Annotated in this window: 16 protein-coding genes and 2 pseudogenes; 8 read left to right on the forward strand and 10 right to left on the reverse strand. The window is 72.5% G+C overall.

The features are described from left to right. Positions 1-348: 348 nt before the first annotated feature. The 3 genes from G6R25_RS28800 to G6R25_RS10595 form a co-directional block, all read right to left on the reverse strand. Positions 349-1011, reverse strand: coding sequence for an amidohydrolase family protein (locus G6R25_RS28800; RefSeq protein ID WP_268904120.1), 663 nt, complete (start codon positions 1009-1011; stop codon positions 349-351). Between the two features lie 2 nt (positions 1012-1013). After that, positions 1014-1604, reverse strand: a complete 591-nt coding sequence (locus tag G6R25_RS28805) for an amidohydrolase family protein (protein ID WP_268904121.1) — start codon at positions 1602-1604, stop codon at positions 1014-1016. A 420-nt stretch (positions 1605-2024) separates the two neighbouring features. Beyond that, positions 2025-3209: an LLM class flavin-dependent oxidoreductase gene (locus G6R25_RS10595; protein ID WP_163552844.1), complete on the reverse strand. Its 1185-nt coding sequence runs from the start codon at positions 3207-3209 to the stop codon at positions 2025-2027. Positions 3210-4004: 795 nt separating this feature from the next. Here G6R25_RS10595 and metK point away from each other — a divergent pair. From metK to G6R25_RS10615, 4 genes are all read left to right on the forward strand, one after another. Beyond that, on the forward strand, positions 4005-5210 hold the full coding sequence (metK, locus tag G6R25_RS10600; protein WP_163552845.1) for a methionine adenosyltransferase: 1206 nt from the start codon (positions 4005-4007) through the stop codon (positions 5208-5210). A gap of 166 nt (positions 5211-5376) precedes the next feature. After that, positions 5377-5889 (forward strand): DUF309 domain-containing protein, encoded by a 513-nt coding sequence (locus tag G6R25_RS10605; RefSeq protein ID WP_163552846.1) that lies wholly within the window; start codon positions 5377-5379, stop codon positions 5887-5889. Positions 5890-6190: 301 nt separating this feature from the next. Further along, positions 6191-7384, forward strand: a complete 1194-nt coding sequence (locus G6R25_RS10610) for a thiolase family protein (protein WP_163552847.1) — start codon at positions 6191-6193, stop codon at positions 7382-7384. 204 nt (positions 7385-7588) lie between these two features. Continuing rightward, entirely contained in the window at positions 7589-8224 is a 636-nt protein-coding gene (locus tag G6R25_RS10615; protein WP_136447577.1) for a TetR/AcrR family transcriptional regulator, read from the forward strand. A gap of 41 nt (positions 8225-8265) precedes the next feature. Here G6R25_RS10615 and G6R25_RS10620 read toward each other — a convergent pair whose 3' ends face one another. Then, complete coding sequence (locus tag G6R25_RS10620; RefSeq protein WP_163552848.1) at positions 8266-8838, reverse strand: DUF4232 domain-containing protein; 573 nt, start codon at positions 8836-8838, stop codon at positions 8266-8268. 616 nt (positions 8839-9454) lie between these two features. On the opposite strand from G6R25_RS10620, the gene G6R25_RS10625 reads away from it, so the two are divergent. After that, positions 9455-10855 (forward strand): hemolysin family protein, encoded by a 1401-nt coding sequence (locus tag G6R25_RS10625; RefSeq protein WP_235947994.1) that lies wholly within the window; start codon positions 9455-9457, stop codon positions 10853-10855. Then, a complete protein-coding gene (locus tag G6R25_RS10630) occupies positions 10852-11934 on the forward strand; it encodes a hemolysin family protein (RefSeq protein WP_163552849.1) in 1083 nt (360 codons plus the stop codon). Before G6R25_RS10625 ends, G6R25_RS10630 begins: the two co-directional genes overlap by 4 nt. Before the next feature lie 33 nt (positions 11935-11967). Here G6R25_RS10630 and G6R25_RS10635 read toward each other — a convergent pair whose 3' ends face one another. Then, complete coding sequence (locus G6R25_RS10635; RefSeq protein WP_163552850.1) at positions 11968-12759, reverse strand: class I SAM-dependent methyltransferase; 792 nt, start codon at positions 12757-12759, stop codon at positions 11968-11970. Between the two features lie 440 nt (positions 12760-13199). Between G6R25_RS10635 and G6R25_RS10640 the strand changes: the two genes are divergently transcribed. Continuing rightward, on the forward strand, positions 13200-15638 hold the full coding sequence (locus G6R25_RS10640; RefSeq protein WP_163552851.1) for a WD40 repeat domain-containing serine/threonine protein kinase: 2439 nt from the start codon (positions 13200-13202) through the stop codon (positions 15636-15638). A gap of 908 nt (positions 15639-16546) precedes the next feature. On the opposite strand, the gene G6R25_RS10645 is transcribed toward G6R25_RS10640, so the two are convergent. Then, positions 16547-16687, reverse strand: coding sequence for a hypothetical protein (locus tag G6R25_RS10645; protein ID WP_161983157.1), 141 nt, complete (start codon positions 16685-16687; stop codon positions 16547-16549). Between the two features lie 13 nt (positions 16688-16700). After that, positions 16701-16892: a hypothetical protein gene (locus G6R25_RS10650; protein ID WP_136449609.1), complete on the reverse strand. Its 192-nt coding sequence runs from the start codon at positions 16890-16892 to the stop codon at positions 16701-16703. Positions 16893-17510: 618 nt separating this feature from the next. Between G6R25_RS10650 and G6R25_RS10655 the strand changes: the two genes are divergently transcribed. Next, on the forward strand, positions 17511-18044 hold the full coding sequence (locus G6R25_RS10655; protein WP_163552852.1) for a hypothetical protein: 534 nt from the start codon (positions 17511-17513) through the stop codon (positions 18042-18044). A 100-nt stretch (positions 18045-18144) separates the two neighbouring features. Here G6R25_RS10655 and G6R25_RS26705 read toward each other — a convergent pair whose 3' ends face one another. The 3 genes and pseudogenes from G6R25_RS26705 to G6R25_RS26715 all read right to left on the reverse strand — a co-directional run. Beyond that, positions 18145-18492 (reverse strand): type 2 periplasmic-binding domain-containing protein, encoded by a 348-nt coding sequence (locus tag G6R25_RS26705; RefSeq protein ID WP_235947996.1) that lies wholly within the window; start codon positions 18490-18492, stop codon positions 18145-18147. 116 nt (positions 18493-18608) lie between these two features. Then, positions 18609-19256 (reverse strand): annotated as a pseudogene (locus tag G6R25_RS29610) (substrate-binding domain-containing protein); the annotation flags it as partial. A gap of 587 nt (positions 19257-19843) precedes the next feature. Continuing rightward, positions 19844-20599, reverse strand: a pseudogene (locus tag G6R25_RS26715) (Hsp70 family protein); the annotation flags it as partial. Between the last annotated feature and the right edge of the window lie 30 nt (positions 20600-20629).

Raw genomic sequence — 20629 nt, forward strand, 5'->3', positions numbered from 1 at the left:
CTCACACCCCGCAACAATTACCCAACCTCACAAATCGACGCCGGGAATGGCTCAATGGCCTTCCGCATGTTCTCATTGATCATCTCGGTGTGCTGCATCAGAAACCTCCGAGGTACGGTCGGCGGCTTGTCCGCCATACCGGGAAACCCACGGCCAGACGGGTGTCCCAATCCGGCCTGGCTCCTCCGACGATAGCTTTCGCAAGCGGATCCGCATCTCGATGGGCAACCGCCGCAGCACGCTTCGGAAATAACCAGAAAAGCGCGGAGAAAGTATGTCGGGAAAACGGCCGCGGCGCCGGTTGGAGGTGGATGATTGCAGACCGATCCCGGCGGAGCGGCGCACCGGTCAGCCGATGGCGGGCCCCGACGGAAGCACCCGGCCGGCGGCCGCCCGATCGGCAGCGTTCGGCACCAGGTGCGTGGGCGGCGCCGCCGAACCCGTCATCGAGGCGGGCAGCCGCGGATGCGCCAGCACCGGGCGGCCGCCGAGGAAGACACCGCTGACCGCGCCCGGCTGTTCAAAGAGCCGCAGGTCCGCCGGGTCCTCGTCGAGCAGGATCGCGTCGAACGTGTAGCCGACGGCGATCCGCCCCAGCCGGTCCCCCACCCCACACAGCCTCGCCCCGGTGGCGGTCGCCGCGAGCAACGCCTCGGGCGCCGTGAGCCCCGACCGTCGCAGCTGGCTGATCTCGGCGAGGTTGGCGCCGTGGCGGGTGCGGTGCCGGGCGTCGCTGCCCAGCGCGATGGGCACCCCCGCCGCGCGGGCCACGGCGATCGTCTCGGCAAGCGAGGTGGCGGTCGCCTCCGCGCGCTCCACCGCCCAGCCCGGCAGCACGCCGGTGCTCGCCAGCGCGGCCAGGTCACGGTAGGGCGTCAGGGTCGGCACCAACGTCACACCGCGGACGGCCATCGCCGCGGCAGCACGTTCACTCAGCCCGAGGCCGTGCTCGACGGAGCGCGCGCCGGCGGCGACCGCCGCCACGACCGCCCGCTCGCCGAGGGCGTGCATCATCACCGGCCGGCGGTAACGGGTCGCCTCGGCGACTGCGGCGGCCGACCGGGATAGTCGGGGCCGAGGACATCGTCGGCGGACTCCAACCCGGGGCCGAGGATGCCCCCGTCACCGTGGCGCCCGGAGCGGCTCAGCGCGACGATGCAGACCGCGAGCCGCGGGCCCGGCACGCTGCCCGCCACGAGCGCGTCGCGGATACCCGCGTCGGCGCCGCCGGCGTCGCGCAGATAGGTGACGCCGCCCTGCAACGACGCCCGCAGCGCGTCCGCCGTCTGCAGGTAGCGTGCGGACAGCGGGGCCGTCACCAGCTCGAACTGGTCGTAGGTCGACTGGGTCACGTGCGCGTGGCAGTCAACGACCCCGGGCATCAGCCACAGGCCGCGGGCGTCGATGTCGACGGCGTCCCGGTCGAGGCCGAGAGGGGGCCCGACGGCCCGCACGACGCCGTCGCGCACCGCGATGTCAAGCGGCTCACCGAATCGGCCGGTCGCGTCGAGGACGTGCGCCGCACGCAGCGTGAAGCCGGTTTGCGCGGGCCCGGGCCGGCCGGGGGGTTCGGGCTGTTCGGATGATGCAAGGGGACTGGTCATGACCAACGCCATTCCTGCCGGTGTCGACGACCTTCCGCCCCGGGTCACCGGTCGGTTCCGAGCTCCGGTCCGGCGACGGCACGGCCCGAGGGCGGGGAGCCGTCAGACCCGTGGCGCGGGAAGGTCAGAGAGGCTGGGACGTCAGCGGGGACAGGCGGTCGCGCTGACTCGGCAGGTGTCGATGTGCCGACGGTGCGTGAGCTCGTGCATTCCGGCGCCGAACCGAGGACGCGGCGCCGCCGCGATCCCAGACCGGTCGCCGAACACGAGACCTCCTCCACCGTCACCCGCGCGGGTGCAGACCTTCACCCGCGGGTGTCGCCGCTCCCGGCGTCACTCACCGAGGTCCACGGTAGCCAGCGATCAGGACCGATGCAAAGGGATGCCGGCCCGAGCCCAGGCTCGACCGCTCCCGGACGATCAGTGCCATTCCTCGGCGAGCAGCTCATACGAGCGCACCCGGTCCGCGTGGTCATGCGTGATCGTCGCGTCTGCTCCGGTGACGTTGCGCAACGTCTCCAGCTTGCGCGCGACGGTGGCGGGACCGCCGACGAACTGGGTCTCGACCCGGTCGACGACGAGGGCGCGTTCCTCCGGGGTCCACCGGTGGGCCGCCGCCTCGGCCGGGCTCAGGAAGGGGCGGGCGCCCTCCCCGGACCGGATGCTCAGCACCCACAGCCCGTAGGGCGAGGCGAGCTCGGCGGCCGTATCGTCATCCGGGCCGACGACCACGTCCGCCGAGACCATCACGTAGGGCCGGTCGAAGGTCGCCGACGGGACGAAGGCGTCCCGGTAGGCCCGCACGGCCGCGAGCACCGAGGCCGGCGAGACGTGGTAGTTCGCGACGAATGGCAGGCCCAGCTCGCCGGCCGTTCGGGCGCTCGCGCCCGCGCTGGAGCCGAGGACCCAGATCTGCAGGTCGGCCCCCTCCGCAGCCGGCACCGTCAGGTGCTCGCCCTCGGCGGTCCGGTAGTCGCCCCGCAGGAACGCCTGAATGTCGCGGACCTGCTGGCCATACTCGTCTTCGGCGCCCGGCCGGTAGCCGACGAGCGCGAACTGGCGGCGCAACCGCTCGACGTTCACCCGCATCCGGGGCGGCGCCGGCAACAACAGCCCGTCGATGACAGTCGCGGCGGCACCGGACGCGGCGGGAGCAGTCGCGGCGGGAGCGGACGCGGCGGCAGGCTGGTCGGATCCGGGCGGCTGGCCATTGCTGTTCGCCGCGGCGAACAGCCGGTCGACGGCGGGGCGCCCAAGCCCGAGATCGATCCGGGCCGGATGGATCTGGGCAAGGGTGCCGAATTCCTCCGCGACGGTCACCGCGGTGTGATGGCCCATCTGGACCGCTCCCGAGCCGACCCGGATCCGGGTCGTCGCATCGGCCACGAGCGCGATGACCACAGCCGGCGCCGAGGAGACGACACCGGGCACCAGATGATGCTCGGCGAGCCAGTACCGGTGGTAGCCGAACTTCTCGGTACGCCGGGCGAGGTCGAGGGTGTTGCGCAACGCGTCGCCCGCGGACGCACCCTGCGACCGGGGTGACAGGTCGAGCACGGACAACGGCACGCGCCCGGCCTGGGACACGCGATCGGCCTGGGACATAAGCACGCCACCTCCGCGCGGCGACCCGATCCCGACGAGGACGACCGATCCACGGGGCGGGACGCCACATGACAGTGAGTAAGAACGCGACGGACGCCGGCCGCTGCGCCCCACGCGGCGGCCGCACAGCGGCGCGACGCGCAGGAGCCAGCGATCAGGTCAACAACAGAGACGGCTGGCGACCCGCATGAGGTCAACCGCTCCCCGGCGCACGAGCGGGACCCGGCGGCGCACCATCACCGCCGGCCGGCCGCGGCCCAGGACGCGAAGTCGTCCAGGGCCGGCATGATCCCACTCTGGCATGGCGGCCACGGTGAGACAAGGCGCGCCCACGGCCCGGCGCTATTGACGCCGGCTCGGCGCCCGTGATGAGATCATCACGTGCAGCGTTCGGCCGTCCTCGTCACGCGTGGTCACGTCGACTTCGCCCTCGTGAGCTCCGCCATCTGTACTGCGCGCTGAGCCGCGCGGGGTTCTCACGCACTCAGCGCACTCCTGGGGTCCGTCAGCGCCAGGCCGCCCCGCCGATGTCGCGAGGCGGCCTGTGACCATCGCCGCGCGAGTCCGCCAGCTCTGTTCTTCCGTGCGGGCTCTCTCCCAACGCATTGCACCGGCCCCGCATCCCGACCATCCTGCGCCGGCCGGATACGGCGCTCGGGGGTCCGCCCGACCAGCCAGTCCCTCTCCGCTACGCCAGGCGGTCCCGGCTGCCACCAGGCCGCACCGGATGCCGTCGCCGCCCAGCATTCCGGGCGGCCTGGCCCCTTCTCGCGACGCATCGAAACGAGGTCCCGTATGTCCCGCCGCCTGTTCACGTCGGAGTCCGTAACCGAGGGTCATCCCGACAAGTTGGCCGATCAGATCAGCGACGCTCTGCTCGACGCCTACCTGGCCGTCGACCCGAGCGCCCGGGTCGCGGTCGAGACCCTGCTGACCACGGGTCACGTCCACGTGGCCGGCGAGGTCACCAGCTCCGCCCCTGTGGACGTGACCTCGGTGGTACGACGCACGCTCACCGAGATCGGCTACGACGCCGCAACCGGCTTCGACGGGGCCACCGTCGGCGTGCTGGTCTCGATCGGCTCGCAGTCCCCCGACATCGCCCAGGGCATCGACAGGGCCTACGAGGCCCGGGTCGAGGGCGGCGAGGACCTGCTCGCCCAGCAGGGCGCCGGCGATCAGGGAATCATGTTCGGCTACGCCAGCGACGAGACGCCCGACCTGCTCCCGCTGCCGATCACCCTGGCGCACCGGCTCGCCCAGCGGCTGTCCCAGGTCCGTCACGAGGGCGTGCTGCCCTACCTGCGCCCAGACGGCAAGACCCAGGTGACGATCGAGTACGACGACGACCAGCCGGTGCGGCTGGACACCGTCGTGGTCTCGGCGCACCATGCCGCGGACGTCGACCTCGCGACCCGCCTCATCCCCGATATCCGCGACCAGGTCATCACGCCCGAGCTCAAGCGGCTGGCGGAGGAGAACCTCGGCCTGGAGGTGGACGGCTACCGGTTGCTGGTCAACCCGACCGGCCGGTTCGAGATCGGCGGGCCGATCGGCGATGCGGGTCTGACCGGCCGAAAGATCATCATCGACACCTACGGCGGGTACGCCCGTCACGGCGGTGGCGCCTTCTCCGGCAAGGACCCGTCCAAGGTCGACCGGTCGGCCGCCTACGCGCTGCGCTGGGTCGCCAAGAACGTCGTCGCGGCCGGCCTGGCCCGCCGGGCGGAGCTCCAGGTCGCCTACGCGATCGGGAAGGCCGAGCCGGTGGGCCTGTTCGTCGAGACCTTCGGCACCGAGACGCTGCCGGTGGCCGAGATCACCCGGGCTGTCACCGAGGTGTTCGACCTGCGGCCCGCTGCGATCATCCGCGACCTCGACCTGCTGCGGCCGATCTACCGCCAGACCGCGGCCTACGGCCATTTCGGCCGGCCGCTACCCGACTTCACCTGGGAGCGCACCGACCGCGCCGACGCGCTGCGCGCCGCCGCCGGCCGCTGAGCCGCAACGCCGGCCCCTCCCCCGGTGCCCGCCGCGATCCCGCGGGCACCGGGGACCCGCGGTCCGTCGCGATTGCGGCCGGTCGGGGCACCGACGCGCGCCCAGATCGGCCACCCGGCGCCGCAGCGCAGGACAAGCCCCCGACCTGCTGGTCACACTGGCCGAGATGACCACTTCCAGAGACCCCGGGCACCCCGACGGCGGCGAGCTTGTGCGCCACCGTCCAGGCCGGGGCGACCATCCCGACCCGGTAGCCGAGACCGCCGAACGGCCCCGCGACGCGCTCGGTCGTTTCCTGCCGCCGGGGGTGGCCGGAGTACCGCCGCTGGAGCTGCCGACCTCGCTGCCGCCGCGGGCCGCGCTCGCCGCCGCCCAGCATCTGCTGGACACCGGCCATCCCTTCCAGGCACACGAGGTGCTCGAGGCGGCCTGGAAGTCCGCGGACGACGTCGAACGTAACCTGTGGCGCGGGCTGACCCAGCTCGCCGTCGGAGTCACTCACCTGGCCCGCGGCAACGTCCGCGGCGGCGTGGCCGTGCTGGGCCGCGCCTCGGACAACCTGGCGCCCTATGCCGAGTACCCGCCGCACGACGTGGACGTCGCCGGCCTGCGCGGGTGGATCGCCGACCGCGTGGCCGCCGGCACCCCCGTCGGCCGTCCGCCGAGACTGCTCCGTTGACATCCCTGGCGGCGTAGACACGCCGCGGTCCCCATCTCGTATGGAATTGTCAATCCAATCTGCCTGTTGAGGCAGCAGAAGCAGTCTCGTAACGTCAACTCGAACGATCGCGAAGCAGCACACGGCAGCCACCCGCCCGGCGCAGGCCCGGCCGACCGGTGGCAGGACCGTACACGTCAATGCGGTCCGTGCGATGGTCTACTTAGCGAGCGCTAGACATCGGCGCGAATGCTGGACATCAGGTGGGCAGCACGGACAGGGTGGCGGATCGGTCTGCCACGCTGGTGACGAGGGAGATCCCGTGGAAAACGCAGTCATCGTCGATGCGGTCCGGACGGCGTCGGGTCGCGGCAAGCCCGGTGGGGCACTGTCCGAAACCCACCCGGTGGAGCTGCTGGCCACGGTGCTCAAGGCATTGGTCACGCGCAACGACCTCGACCCCGCGCTGGTCGACGATGTGATCGCGGGCTGTGTCGGCCAGGTCGGCGAGCAGTCGCTGAACATCGGTCGCACCGCCCTGCTGTCCGCGGGCTTCCCCGACTCGGTGCCCGCCACGACCATCGACCGCCAGTGCGGGTCGAGCCAGCAGGCCACCCACTTCGCCGCGCAGGGCGTCATCGCGGGGGCGTACGACATCGTCATCGCCGGCGGAGTGGAGTCGATGAGCCGGGTGCCGATGGGCGCCGCGGTCATCGGCAAGGACCCCAACGGCCCCGGGTTCCGCGCCCGCTACCCGGAGGGCCTGGCCAACCAGGGCATCGGCGCCGAACTGATCGCCGCGCGCTGGAAGCTCACCCGCGAGGACCTCGACGCCTTCTCCGCCCGTTCGCACCAGCTCGCCGCGGCCTCCGCGGCTGCCGGCGACTTCGCAGGCGAGATCGTCCCCGTGGAGATCACCCTGCCGGACGGCACGACGGCCCAGCACCTCGTCGACCAGACCGTCCGGCCCACGACCACCTTCGAGGGCCTGCAGCAGCTCAAGCCGTCCTTCTACACCGAGCAGTGGGCCGCGCGCTTCCCGGAGATCGCCTGGAGCATCACCCCGGGCAACTCCTCACCGCTGACCGACGGCGCCTCCGCCTTGCTGATCATGAGCGAGACGAAGGCCAACGAACTCGGCCTGCGGCCCCGGGCCCGCTTCCACACCTTCGCGTTGGCCGGCGACGACCCGCTGCTCATGCTGACCGCCCCCATCCCGGCGACCCGCAAGGCCCTCCAGCGCTCCGGGCTGTCCATCGACGACATCGACGCCTTCGAGGTCAACGAGGCGTTCGCGCCGGTGCCCCTGGCCTGGGCCCGTGACACCGGGGCCGACCCGGCCAAGCTCAACCCGCGTGGCGGGGCGATCGCGCTCGGCCACGCCCTGGGCGGCTCGGGTGGCCGCCTGCTGACCACCATGGTCAACTACCTGGAGGCCACCGGCGGCCGTTACGGCCTGCAGACGATGTGCGAGGGCGGCGGCATGGCCAACGCCACCATCATCGAACGCCTCTGACCTTCGAGCCCTTCGACGGTCGCAGCGGGTGACGCGGTGCCGTCGGCGGCCTGGCCCGTCGACGGCACCAGCCCGAAGATCGATTGCCCCGAGCGCGTCGGAGCGGTGGAGCGGTGGAGCGCACTCCCCGTAAGTGGTCCGAATCCATCCGCGGCACCGCCCGGTCCACACTGGACAGGACCAGCCACGTCCGGGAGGCCCATCGTGACGGCAGGACCCGTGCTGAAGGCGGCGAACTGGCGCGAGTTCGCCCCGCCTCAGCTCACCCCGATCCTGCAGGGTGCGATGGACGCTCTCTACGAGCACGGATATCACGGCACGACGGTGCGGGACATCGCACGCCGAGCCGGCGTCACGGTGCCCGCGCTTTACTACCACTACGCCAGCAAGCAGGGCATCCTCGTGGCGCTGCTGGACCTGGGGATCGAGGACGCGCTCGGCCGGGCCCGCGCCGCGCTCGCCGAGGTGGGCCAGGACGCACCCGTCCGCGCCCGCTTCGTCGCGTTCGTCGAGTCGATGACGCTGTTCATGGCGCACCGGGTGCGCATGGCCGTGCTCGACTCCGAGCTGCGCTACCTGGAGCCGGCGAACCGCCGCAGCTACGCCGCGAAGCGCAAGGAGCTCGAGACCCTGCTGCTCGACATCCTCGTCGACGGCAACAGCCGCGGGATGTTCCAGATGACCAGCCCCGCGGACACCTCCCGGGCGCTGCTGGGCATGCTGCGTTCGATCACCGGCTGGTACCACCCGGACGGGCCCCTCACCCCGGTGGAGATCAGCGGACGCTATGTCGACATCGCCCTGAGCACCGTCGGTGCCGCCGGCCTCGCCGTCGGCTGACCGCCACCATCAGGGTCGGCGGCGGTCAGCGGTGAAGGCGGTCAGCGGGTGAAGGCGGCCACGGACAGCTGCTGCACGGTCGGACTGCTGCAGGCCGAGACGCCGGGCAGCGTCAGCCGCAGGGCCGTCGTGTTCGCCGGCGGGAAGATCCGCAACGCCGCGACGGGTGTGCTCTGCCCCGGTTCGGTGCAGCCCTCCTGGATGCCGGGGTGCACGGTGCGCAGAGTCGCCGTGGCCAAGGCGCCGGGGGCCAGCCGGACCGTCGAGCCCGCCGGCCCGGACCGGACCGCGGCCGCGCCGACCTGACGGCCCGCGGCGTCGAGGTAGGAGACGCCGGGGAAGCCGCGCACCGCGCAGGACGTGGTGCCGATGTTGGTCAGCACCAGGTTCTCGTACGTGCTGCCGGCCGCACCCTCACCGCCGGCGGAGCGCACCGCCAGCTGGGAGGTGGGGCACAGCCCGCCGGCCGGCGGGGTGACACCCGCGGCCGGAACCGTCGAGGCCGGCGTGGCGGTGGCCGTCGTCGGGGTCCGGATCGGGGTCGGGGTGGCTGACCACCCGGCGGGCGGGCCACCGCGGGGCACGATCACCTTAGCTGGGGCCTTCGCACCCATGGAGCTCCCAGCGCAGGCTGTGGCCAGCGTCAGGGTCACAGCCCCCAGCAGGAGCGTCGCCCTCGATGCGATCCGCGGCGTCGGCCGCGGTCCCGGTGTTGCCGGGTAAGGAAACCAGCCCACCCTGCGGTAGAAGGGGCGTGCGGGCGCCCGATCGGGCGGGGTGGGGATCGACGCGGACCGTGTCTGGAGCCAATGCATGGCGACCTCCTCGTCCGGCGGCTGGGTGACGGCACCCGGCTTCTTCCCGCTGTCACACTCCGTGACACGTGAGGAATTCCGGCGTATCGGAACCAAGCTGTTTTCTCCCATCCTGACAGCCGCCCAGGCCCACGACACGCCGACTCGGTCGACTCGGCATCCCCGACGGTCGGCATCCGGCCCCCGAGACAACACAGTGATCTTCTACCGAACACCGCTCGAGGTCTGGACCGTCCGCCGACCACAGGTCATCGTGAAACGGACGGGCTGCCCGGCGCGTTGGACCCGCGTGATGCGGGTAAGGCCAGCGGCGGGCCGACCCGGACCAAACGGAAGGGATCATGAAGGACTCCGACGACGCCGGATGTAGTTCCGGCCGGCCCACGCGTGGAGAAGCGCCCGCGGGGGTCGACCGATGATCGAGGCGCTTCTACTGATTCTCGGCCTGGCTCTCGTCGCCGCCTGCGGGGTCTTCGTGGCGGCCGAGTTCGCACTCGTCACCGCCGACCGGCCGACGGTGGAAAGAGCCGCCGACCGGGGCGAGCGAGGTGCCCGGGGTGTACTCGCCGCGTTGCGCGGCCTGTCCACCCAGCTGTCCGGGGCCCAGCTCGGGATCACGGTCACGAACCTGGCGATCGGTTTCCTGACCGAGCCCGCCATCGCCGACCTGCTGCGCGGGCCGCTGACCTCGCTCGGCGCCACCGCCGGGCTGGCCGACGCGTTGTCCGTGGCGGTCGCGATGGTGCTCGCCACCGCGGTGACGATGGTCTTCGGCGAGCTCGTGCCGAAGAACCTGGCGCTGGCCCATCCGCTCGCCACGGCCAAGGCGGTGCAGGGGCCGCAGCGGATGTTCACCCGGGCCACGGGTCTGCTCATCCGCTTCCTGAACGCGACCGCGAACGCCGTGCTGGGCCGGCTCGGCATCAAACCGCACGAGGAGCTGGCCTCGGCCCGCTCCGCCCAGGAGCTGTTCTCCCTGGTTGGCCGGTCCGCCGAGCACGGCACCCTGTCGCAGGAGACGGCGACGCTGGTGCAGCGTTCGCTGCTGTTCGGCGACCGGACCGCCGAGGACGTGATGACCCCTCGGATGCGGATGCGCACGGTGCACGCCGACGAGCCGATCAGCGAGGTCATCACCCTCACCCGGCGGACGGGCCACTCCCGGTTCCCGGTGCTCGGCGAGGACAGCGACGACGTCGTAGGAGTGATCCACATCAAGAACGTGGTCGGCGTCCCCGAGGACGACCGGGAACGCACGCCGGTGCGCGAGGTCATGGTCGCGCCGGTGACGGTTCCCTCCACGCTCCTGTTGGAGCCGCTGCTGGAGACGCTGCGCGCCGGTGGGCTGCAGATGGCCATCGTCGTCGACGAGTTCGGCGGCACGGACGGTCTGGTCACCGCCGAGGATCTGATCGAGGAGATTGTCGGCGACGTCGTCGACGAGCACGATCGGGTCTCCCCCCGGGCCCTGCGCCGTCACGACGGCACCTGGCTGCTGTCCGGCCTGCTGCGTCCGGAGGAGGCAAGCAACATCACCGGGATCGGGATCCCGACCGACGACACCTACCAGACGCTCGGCGGGCTCGTGGCCCGCGCGCTCGGTCGTATCCCCCGGGCGGGGGACGCGGCGGCCGTCGAGGGGGTGCGCTACACCGTCGAAAGGATGGACGGCCGGCGGGTGGACCGAATCCGGCTCGAGCCGGTGGCCCCGACGGGGGTCACCGTGGCGGACGACCCAGCTGCGGCGAGACGGCCCGCCGGGACGCGGGACCGCGAACGATCCGCGGGTCACCGCGAGCAGGTGGCGCAGCGATGAACGGCCTGCTGGCGATCGCCGCCACAATCCTGCTGCTGGTGCTCAACGCGCTGTTCGTCGGCGCCGAGTTCGCGCTGATCTCCGCTCGGCGCACGAGCATCGAGCCGATGGCGCAGGCGGGTTCCCGGCTGGCGAGGATCGCCCTCGGCGCGATGGAGAACGTCTCGGTGATGCTCGCCGGCGCGCAGCTTGGCGTCACCGTCTGCACCCTCGGGCTGGGTGCACTCGGCGAGCCGGCGATCGCGGACCTGCTGCACGGCCCCTTCGAGGCAGCCGGGCTGCCCGCGGCGCTGTTGCACCCGCTGTCCTTCGCGATCGCGCTGGCCGCAGTGACCTTCCTGCACGTGGTCGTCGGCGAGATGGTTCCCAAGAACATCGCGCTCGCCCTGCCGGATCGGGCTGTGCTGCTGCTGGCTCCGCTGCTGGTCGGCGTCGTCCGGCTGGGCAAGCCGGTGATCATGCTCCTGAACGCGGTGACGAGCATGTCGCTGCGGATCGTCGGCGTCGAACCGAAGGACGAGGTGGCCAGCGTGTTCACCCGCGACGAGGTCGCCGGCCTCATCGAGCAGTCGCACCGTGAGGGCCTGCTCGCCGCCGACGAACACGAGCTGCTGACGGGGGCGTTGTCGTTCGAGGAGCGCACGGCGCGCGCCGTGCTGCTCGCCCCGGACGGGCTGGTCACGGTCCCGCCGACGATCACTCCTCGGCAGGTGGAGCAACTCGCCGCCCGCACCGGATTCACCCGTTTCCCCGTGCACGACCCCGGCGACGAGATGCTCGGCTACCTGCACCTGAAGGACGTCCTGGAGACGCGGCCGGAGCGGCGGTCGAGCCCGGTGGCCGCGAAGTGGATCCGGCCACTGGCGCACGTCGGCGCCGACGACAGCCTGCGCACGGCACTCGCGACGATGCAGCAGTCCGGCGCCCATCTCGCCCGGGTCACCGACGCGCAGGGCTCCGTGCTGGGACTCGTCGCGCTGGAGGACATCCTCGAGGAACTGGTCGGCAAGATCCGCGACGATGTGGTCCGCGACGATGTGGTCCGCGACGGGCATCGCAACGAGCACCAGCCCGCCTGACCGGACAGGACAGGCCGCAGACGTGGCCCGCGGTCAGGCCCGTCGGGGGCCGCGGGCCACGATGACGGCCATCGAGGAGGCCCACCAGTAGCTGCAGTCCTCCGGTGGCCGCAGCCCGTCGACGATCTGGACGCCGAACGTGCGGAAGTGGCGCAGCAGCGCGCGCTGGTGGCGGCGGGAGACCGAGTCGATCTCGTTGGAGTAGTAGGTGAACGCGCCGCCGTCGGCCAGGGCCGCCGCGGCCGGCGCGAAGAAGTGCTCGGCGAAGGTCGCGTCGCGCATGACGTACTCGTCGACTTCGGTCTCGTCCATGGGATACGTGTCGAACAGGACGCCGTCGAACCGGCCGAGCCCGGACAGGACGTCCTGCCAGCGACCGGTGACGATCTCCACGCCGCGCCGGCCGTCGGCCCGCGCCCACTGCCCGGCGACCTCGGCTGTCCGCGGGTTCGCCTCCACGATGACGTGGCGGGCGGGGCCGACCTCCTGCACGAACCCGGCGGACAGCCCGAGACCGAAACCGATCTCCAGCACCGTGCTCCCCCGCGCGGTGACCGCCTGTGCCAGCGCCCGCATCAGCGGCGCCTCCCAGGTCTGCATCACCTCCTGGCCGGAGACGAGCAGGGTGCCGTCGACCACCGCGGGCGCGGCCGCATCGATGGCGGTGTCGATGCGCGGGCGGGCGGCGCCCGGAACCATGCCGGCGGCCGCCTCGTCCAGGGCCCGGTCGAGCAGGAACTGGCGGGGCTCCGCGGACATCGGATCGAGCAGGGACTGCGTGGTCGGGTTCAGCGTCACCTCGAACTTCGCGGCACGGCGGAGCACGCGACCTCCCGGGTCAGGGCACGCCGGGTACGGCCCGGCATCCAATTCGTATCTTAGAGCGATCGATCGCCTTCCGTCGGCGATCGGGGAGATATCGAAGGTTATGATCGTGCCACGCTCCGTCGTCAACGGGAGAACCTGAGACCCCGAACATTCTTCGGTAGCGGCCGGTTGCCGCGGTGCGTGGGGAGGGTTGCGGTACCGTGCGTACGGTCTGCAGGGTTAAACCGTGCAAGACGTACCGCAATCAGCCCGCCCAGACTTCGGACTCATTTGTGTAGCACGCCGGAAAGCGGCCACGAGTCGCGAACGCGCCAGTATTGACGCCTTCGGGAAACGCTGCACTACATCATCAACTGGTATGAAGATGTGGTGCCGGCGTACGTGTTTGCGGGGCGGGGCATGCGGGGCCGAGGCAGCCTCCGCGGGAGTGGGGCACGGTGACGGGGACGACACCACCGCCGTTGTCCGGGAACACCGCCCGCCCGCTGCAGCCCGAGGACCCGCGCCGCCTGGGCGCCTACCAGGTGATCGGCCGGCTGGGCCAGGGTGACATGGGCACGGTGTTCCTCGGCCGGGCCCCCGACGGCAGCGCGGTGGCCATCAAGGTGATCCGGCCGGAACTCGCGCAGCGCCCGGAGTTCCGCGCCCGGTTCGCCCGGGAGGCCGAGAGCGCGCGCCGGGTGCGCCGGTTCACCACGGCGGCCGTGCTCGACGCCGAGGCGCACGGCCCGCAGCCGTATCTCGTGACCGAGTTCGTCGAGGGCCCGACGCTGTCCCGGCACGTGTCGGTCCGGGGACCGATGCGGCCCGCCGACCTCGAGCAGCTCGCCGTCAGCGTCACCACCACGCTGAGCGCCATCCACGCCGCCGGCATCGTGCACCGGGATCTCACCCCCGGCAACGTGCTGCTGTCCCCGGTCGGCCCGAAGGTGATCGACTTCGGGCTGGCCCGTGAGTTCAACACGGACACCGAGCTCAGCCGGAACGTGCGCCAGGTCATTGGGACGCCCGGCTACATGTCGCCCGAGCAGATCCTCGACGCGCCGATCACCTCGGCGGTCGACATCTTCTCCTGGGGTGCGGTCATGGTCTTCGCCGCCACCGGGCAGCCGCCGTTCGGCACCGGCCGGATGGAGGCGATCCTCTACCGGATCATCAACGAACCACCCCGGCTCGACGGCGTCAGCGGGGAACTGCGCGGCCTCATCGAGGTCGCGATGGCGAAGGAGGCCGGAGCCCGACCGAGCGCCGAGGAGCTGCGCACGGCGCTGATCGGCGGCGGGGCGCTACCCGCTCGGCCGGCGCCGGTGGCGATGCCGGCCGAGACCGCCGCCGCCCAGCCCCGGCGATGGGGGCGCCATGGCCGCGGCGCCGCAGCCCCGACACCGGCGACGCCACCACTCGGCACGGCTAGCTTCGAGGACGCGGCGGGACGCATCACCCAGGAAGGATTCACCAACGCGGCGATGCCGGCGACCCAGCTGTCGCCCGCGCCGCTGGCCTCCCCACCCCCGGTCCCGCCCCGCACCCCACCGCCCGGCGGGTCGCCGGTGCCGGTCCTTCCGCCGGGCGCGCCGCCCGCCCGGCTCAGGCGCCGTCGCCGCACGCTCGTGCTCGCAGGGGCGTTCGCCGTCCTGCTCGCCGCGGCGGTGGCGATCCCGGTCATCGTCCTGGGGGGCGACGACGAGCCGGGCGCCGCGAACCCGGCCGAGCGAGCAGCGGCGTCCACGCGGTTGGCCACCGACGCCGCCGCGCGTCGCGCCCAGGATCCGCAGCTCGCCGCCCGGCTCAGCCTCGCGGCCTATGCAATCGCCCCGACCGCCGCCGCCCGTGACGCGCTGATCGCCTCGTTCGGGCAGTCGACCTCGGTGCGGGTGCCCGCCGGCGCGTCGGCGTACTCCGATCTCGCGCTCAGCCCGGACGGCACGACGCTCGCCGGCACCGACGACGCCGGCCGGCTGCACCTGTGGCGCCTCGACGCCGATGGCCGGCCGACCGTCGGCGCGCAGGGCTCGGCCGGCTACCACGCCAGCGGGGTGGTCTTCGACAGCAGCGGCCGGACACTGGCGACCGGCGGGGCCACCGACGCCGGCCGGCTGTGGGACGTCAGCGACCCGACGAGGCCCCGCCTGCTCGGCGCCCAGTCGACGCCGGTGCACCGCCTGGCCCTGTCCACCAAGGCCCACCTGCTCGCCACGGCCGGGGTCGACTGGTCGGTCGGGCTGTGGGACGTCACCGACCCCGGCCGGCCCACCTCCCTTCAACTGCTGATCGGACGGTCCGGGCCGGTGACCGGGGTGGCGCTGCGTCCCGACGGGGCCGTGCTCGCCATCGCCGGGGTGGGTGGCACCGTCCAGCTGTGGAACGTGCGCGACCCGCGCCACCCCGCGCAGATGGGATCGGTGCCGGGCCGCACCGGAGCCGTCAACACGGTGGCCTTCAGCCCGGACGGCAGGATGCTGGCCACCGGGGGCGACGACCGGAACCTGCAGGTGTCCGACGTTGCCGACCCGAACCACCCTCGGGTCGCGAAGCGCCTGCCCGGCCACGCCGCGCCCGTGACCACCGTCGCCTTCGCCTCCGGCGACCAGTTGCTGAGCGCGGACAGCGCAGGCAGCGTCGCCTACTCGAATCTCGCCGTTTCCGCGCCCGCGCTCATCCCGATGGGCGCCGTGGACTCGCCGGTGCGGGCGATGAGCGCGACCGCCGCGGGGAGCGTCGCGCTGACCACCGACAGGGGCACGATCCTGCTCGGGACGCTGGACCCGCCGCGGCTGCGGCAGGGCGCCTGCGCGAAGCCGGGGGCAGCGCTGAGCCGGGCGGAGTGGAGCCGGCTCGTCCCCGGCATCCCCTGGTCCGACGCCTGCGCGAGCTGATCACCTGCCGACCACGAATCAGGGGGCCGACCGGCGTCGACGCCACCGGCGCGCGAGCATGACCAGCATCCCGACGCCGAACACCGACCCGCCGGTGACGCGATCGCGGACGTGACCGCGACCCGGCGGGTGGAGGCGCCACTCACTCGGACCCGTTCGGAAGCGCCGCGACGGTCCGGGAAGCGGATCACCGCCGTGGCGGTCCGCTCGGCCAGCCCGCTGTGCAGCTTCACCGTCGCAGTCCACGGGCCCGCCGGTATCTGCCCGTCGAGTGCGAACGAGACCGGGCTGACCTCCCCCGGGGCGATCGTCGTCCCGAGGTTCGCCCGGAACGGTCCGGCCTGCAGGCCGCCCGGACCCTTGGTCAACGTCAGCTCGCCCGACATGTCCAACGCCCGGCCACCGGTGTTATGGATCTCGGTACCGATCATCAGTCGCCCGTCGAGCAGGCGGCTCGCGGTGAGCGCGGCGATGGTGAAGCCGGCGGCGGGCGGCCCGCCGGGGCCGATGTCCAGATACATCCGGATCCCGACCCGGTTGACCATCTGGAATCCGCTGCCCTCCGGCGCCGCGCTGCCCGCCTGCGCCCAGAGCACACCGTAGTGCTCGCCCGGCGAGGCGTCCCGGGGGATGACGAAGGTGACCTCGGCCTGTTCCCGCGCATGCGGGCCGACCTCGATCGAGCTCCGGTCCACATGGACCCAGGTGGTCAGCTCGTTGGGCTTGCGGCCCTCGGCAAAGTGGAACGAGCTGTCACCGAGGCTCGCGGCCCCCGGATACAGCTCGATCCGCATCGGCTTGTCGGTGTTGTTCACGACCTCCACCGGGCGGCGCATCGTGGTACCCGGGTTGAGGTGGTCGACGATGTACTGCCGGGACCGGGGATCCTTCCACAGCGACGCGGTGACCTAGACCAGCCTGATCCCGAACGTCCCGTCGGGGTTGACGGTCCCGCTGCGGGGCGCGGCCGACACGGCAGGAACGGTGGTGGCCGGGATGAGCATCCCGGCCACCACCGCGAGGGCACCGAGGAGGGTGCCTCTGTTCATCCCGTAGCCCCGATCACGGCACCGTGGAGTGGGTGATCGTGGCGGTGTAGTTGGTACCGGCGACGGCGGTAGGCGGGATGTCCACCGTCAGCGTCGGGTTCCACGTCGCCGAGTTGATCCCGGAGCCGCCGGTGGCCGTCACCGTCGGGACCGGGGTGAGTTCGGCGGTGAAGTTGACGTCGGTCGCCGTTCCCGTGTTGTTCACCCGGGTGACCGTGCCCGGAGAGTAGTGAATGTTCGCCACGGGGATGGCGGGGAGACCGGGATCCCGTCGACGCGTTGAAGTTGCTGGTGGACACGTTGGCTACCCAGGACGGCGCTTCGATGCCCGTCGTGTCGGTGACGGTAACCTCCCCGAGGGAGTTCGATATGGGTGTCGTGCCGATCGCGCCGAACAGAGTGGCGGTGGCCGGGACCGTGATGTTCACGGCCCCTCCGGTGAGGTTCAGGGGCACTGTGGTGTCGCCGGTCGCGGCGTTGGCCGGCAGGGCCGTGCCAAGGAGCTCGGCGGCAGCGGCGGCCGCGCTCAGAAGAAACAGCGATGACTTACGCAATGGATTGACTCCCCTATCTGAGGCCGGAGCTCCCCCTGCTGCGGAACCGCGAGGTGTGATCCGCGGGGCACGCAGCGAAAGCTATCACCCTGAGTATCTACTCATTACGATCAGCGACGACCGCGTGTCTCTGCGGCCTTCCCCGGTCTCCCACCGGCCCCCACGCCGGCCGGACTCGTCCCGTCCGCGCCCCCGGGTCCAAGCCCGGCCGCGTCCGTCGTGGTAGCAAGACCAGCATCGTGCTGCGGACCTGGCCAGGAGTCGTCAAGATGCGGAGCAGCCTCCGCGTGTCCGGACGGGCGACAGGCAGGTTTTCGGCGCTCACAGTCCTCGTCATCCTGCTGGTCGCCTGGTCCGGCAGCCCGGCCCGGGCGGCGCTGGCCATCACCGCCCCCGCCACGGCAAGCCTCGGTTCGCAGACGATCGGCGGCGGCACGCTCAGCGCCCGGCTGGGGGCAACAACCGTCACCAGCACCGCCGTGATCGGCTCGTGGACGGCCACCGTCACCTCGACGAACTGCACGACCGGGGCCGGCGCCTCCTACCAGACGATCCCCCGGGACTCGCTGGCCTACTGGTCCGGCCCCGACACGGCCACGACCGGCCTGCTGTCCTCGGTCAGCCCCGGCCAGCCCACCGCGGCGAGTGCCGTGACGCTGGCCGCCTCCCGCACCGCCTTCTCCGCCACCACGACGGATCTCGACACGAGCACCGTCTTGTGGGAACCGACACTCACCGTGGCCATTCCCACGAACGTGATCGTCGGCACCTACACCTGCACCGTCACCCACTCCGTGGCCTGAGAGCCGGCAGGCTCGCCGCACCGTGCGACCGCCCGGCCGGCGTCCCCCGCCCTGCCACGCAGATCAACCGGCCCGCGCGCTCTGTGGGCCGGTCGCCCGGTCAGGCGGGTACCGGTCCCACTCCCGTCGTCAGCTTCTCCAGCCTGGCGACGTTCTCCCCGACCGTGTCGTCGCTGCGCGGCACGTAGTGCGCGTCGAAGGCGATCTTGCGACCGTTCTCCAGGAAGTAGCGCAGGAAGACGGCGGTCGCCGGCCGACGCAGCGCGTCGGTGCGGGCGTAGACGAACAGCGGCTTGCACAGCGGCAGGTACAGCCCGGTGCCGACGGCCACCGCGGTCGGCGCGACGCACCCATCACCGTTGTTGATCTCCACGCCACGAAGCCGGTCACCGAACGTCGCGTACGTGGGGTAGTCCAGGAAGCCGATGGCCGACCGGTCACCGGCCACGTCGTTGGCAACCCCCCGCTCAGGTCCACCTGCCGGTAGGCGCGGGAGCGGTCGCTGGCGTCACTGATGGTCGCGTTGAAGACCTCCGCCTGCACCGAGTTGTGGGGCGGCCCGACAAACGCGATCGGTTCGTCCGGGAACGAGTTGTCGATCTGGCTCCAGCGGGTCACCGACGAGTCGACACCCCACACCTGCTTGACCTGCTTGAGGCTGAGGCAGCGCAGCCAGGTGTTCTGCGGATTGACCACGATCGGCAGGGTGTGGTGCGCGACCTCGAAGCCGACGACCTTCTTCGCGCAACCGGGGTCCTTGAGGATTCCCGGGGTGAGCTCGAAGGAGGCGTCGGCGAGTTCGGCCTTGCCTCTGCACAGGGCCGCGAAACCGTCCTCGGTGCTGGTCGCCTCGATGCTGACGGTGACGTTGCGCTGGGTCTGGCGGAACTCGTTGTAGGCGGTCTCGGTGATGGGGGCGACCTCGGAGGAGCCCGCGACCCGCACGAGGTTCGCCGCGGGCGCCGGCTCGGCGGTCGGGCTGGACGACGCCGGGATCGGATCGGCGGTCGGAAAGGCAGTGGCGGCGGCCACGGAATCCGAGCCCGAACCCGAGTCGCGTCCCGTGAGCACGACCCCGGCAGTCGTCCCGACGGCGACGAACAGAACGGCGATGATCGCCGCGGCCACCAGGGCCCGACGGGACCCGAAGATCCCGCCACCGCCTTCCTGCGCAGCGCGATGCGACCCCCCGGCGTCCGCGGCGGCGCCCACGGGCGGACCCGTCCGCGGGGAGTAGTCCGGTCTCGTCGGCGCTCACGGCCGCGGCATAGGCACCGGGGGTCACGGCCGGCTGGCCAAGCTCGCCACCGCCGTCCCCACCCGGTGGGCCGGCGGCGACCGTCACCGCACTCTGCTCGGCCGCGCCGCCGGCACCGGCTCCCGGCGGCGGCGTCCCGCCCCCGGACAGGAACGGGGGCAGCGACGTGAGGCTCGCGGCGTCCGGCGGGCGGATCACCGCGGTGGTGTCGTACGGCTCCTCGGCGGCCCCGGCCGCCGCACCGCCCGCTCCCGCGATGGCGGAAGCGGCGCCGAACACTCCCCCGCCGGCTCTGGTGGAACGGTCGGCGAGGTCGGCGGCGATCAGCGCCGCGCCCATGGCCAGGTCCGCGTCCGAGCGGTGCTCGATCCGGCCGATCTCCGGGAAGGCGGCCCGCAGCCGGCGCGCCACCAGCGGCAGGTGCGCGACCCCACCGGACAGCAGGATGCGGGAGAGGTCCGCGGGGCCGGCCGGCAACCGAACGCAGGGCCCGCCGGAAGGTCTCGACGGTGTCGTCGATGATCGGGCCGGCGAGCGTCTCCAGCTCGCCGCGGGTCAGCGTGACCGAGGCGTCGACACCGGGCAGCTCCACCGCCAGGTCGACCTCGTCCTCCTCGGCGAGGATCTCCTTGGCCTGGGCGACCTCGCGGCGCAACCGGGCGAGCGCGGTGCCCGTGGCGGCGTCGGCCCGGTCGAGCCGGGCGGGCGCGACGTCGGCCGCGGCCAGCGCCCGGTCCACCAGCAGCTCGTCGAGGTCGAGCCCGGCGCCGTGGCGCAGCCCCGCCGGGGCGCCGACGAGCTGGAACCCGAACGGCGAGAAGGACAGGATCGCGGTGTCGAGGAATCCGGCGCCGAGGTCGTACCAGCCGACGAGGTCGACCGTCTGGGTCACCGAACTGCGGGCGAGCAGCGTCCCCATCGCGTCGGCCGCGGGGAGGGCCACGACCGGCAGCTCCAGCCCGGAGAGCTGGGTGATCGCGTCGGCGAAGGTCTCCCGCCGGCCCGGGGACCAGAACGTCGGGAAGGTCACCACCACCTGGTCCGGCGGGCCACCGAGCTGGTCGGCGGCCAGGGCGACGAGATGGGCGACCAGGCGGGCGAGCAGACCCTCGCGGCTGTAAGCGGCGCCGCCGAGCAGGATCGGGCCGCTCTCGCCGAGCTGGCGCAGCAGGTCGGTCCCGGCCCGGTCCGGGTCGGCCTGGGCACGCCGCGCCGCCGCACGGGCGAACTGCAGGCCGCCACCCGGTGGCGCGTACACCACCGACGGCAGCCGGCGCTGCCCGCCGAGTTCGAGCACGCGAGGCCAGCCGCCGTCCGCGACCGCGAC

Origin of the sequence: Candidatus Frankia alpina, from assembly GCF_902806485.1 — a bacterium.
Classification (GTDB): domain Bacteria; phylum Actinomycetota; class Actinomycetes; order Frankiales; family Frankiaceae; genus Frankia; species Frankia alpina.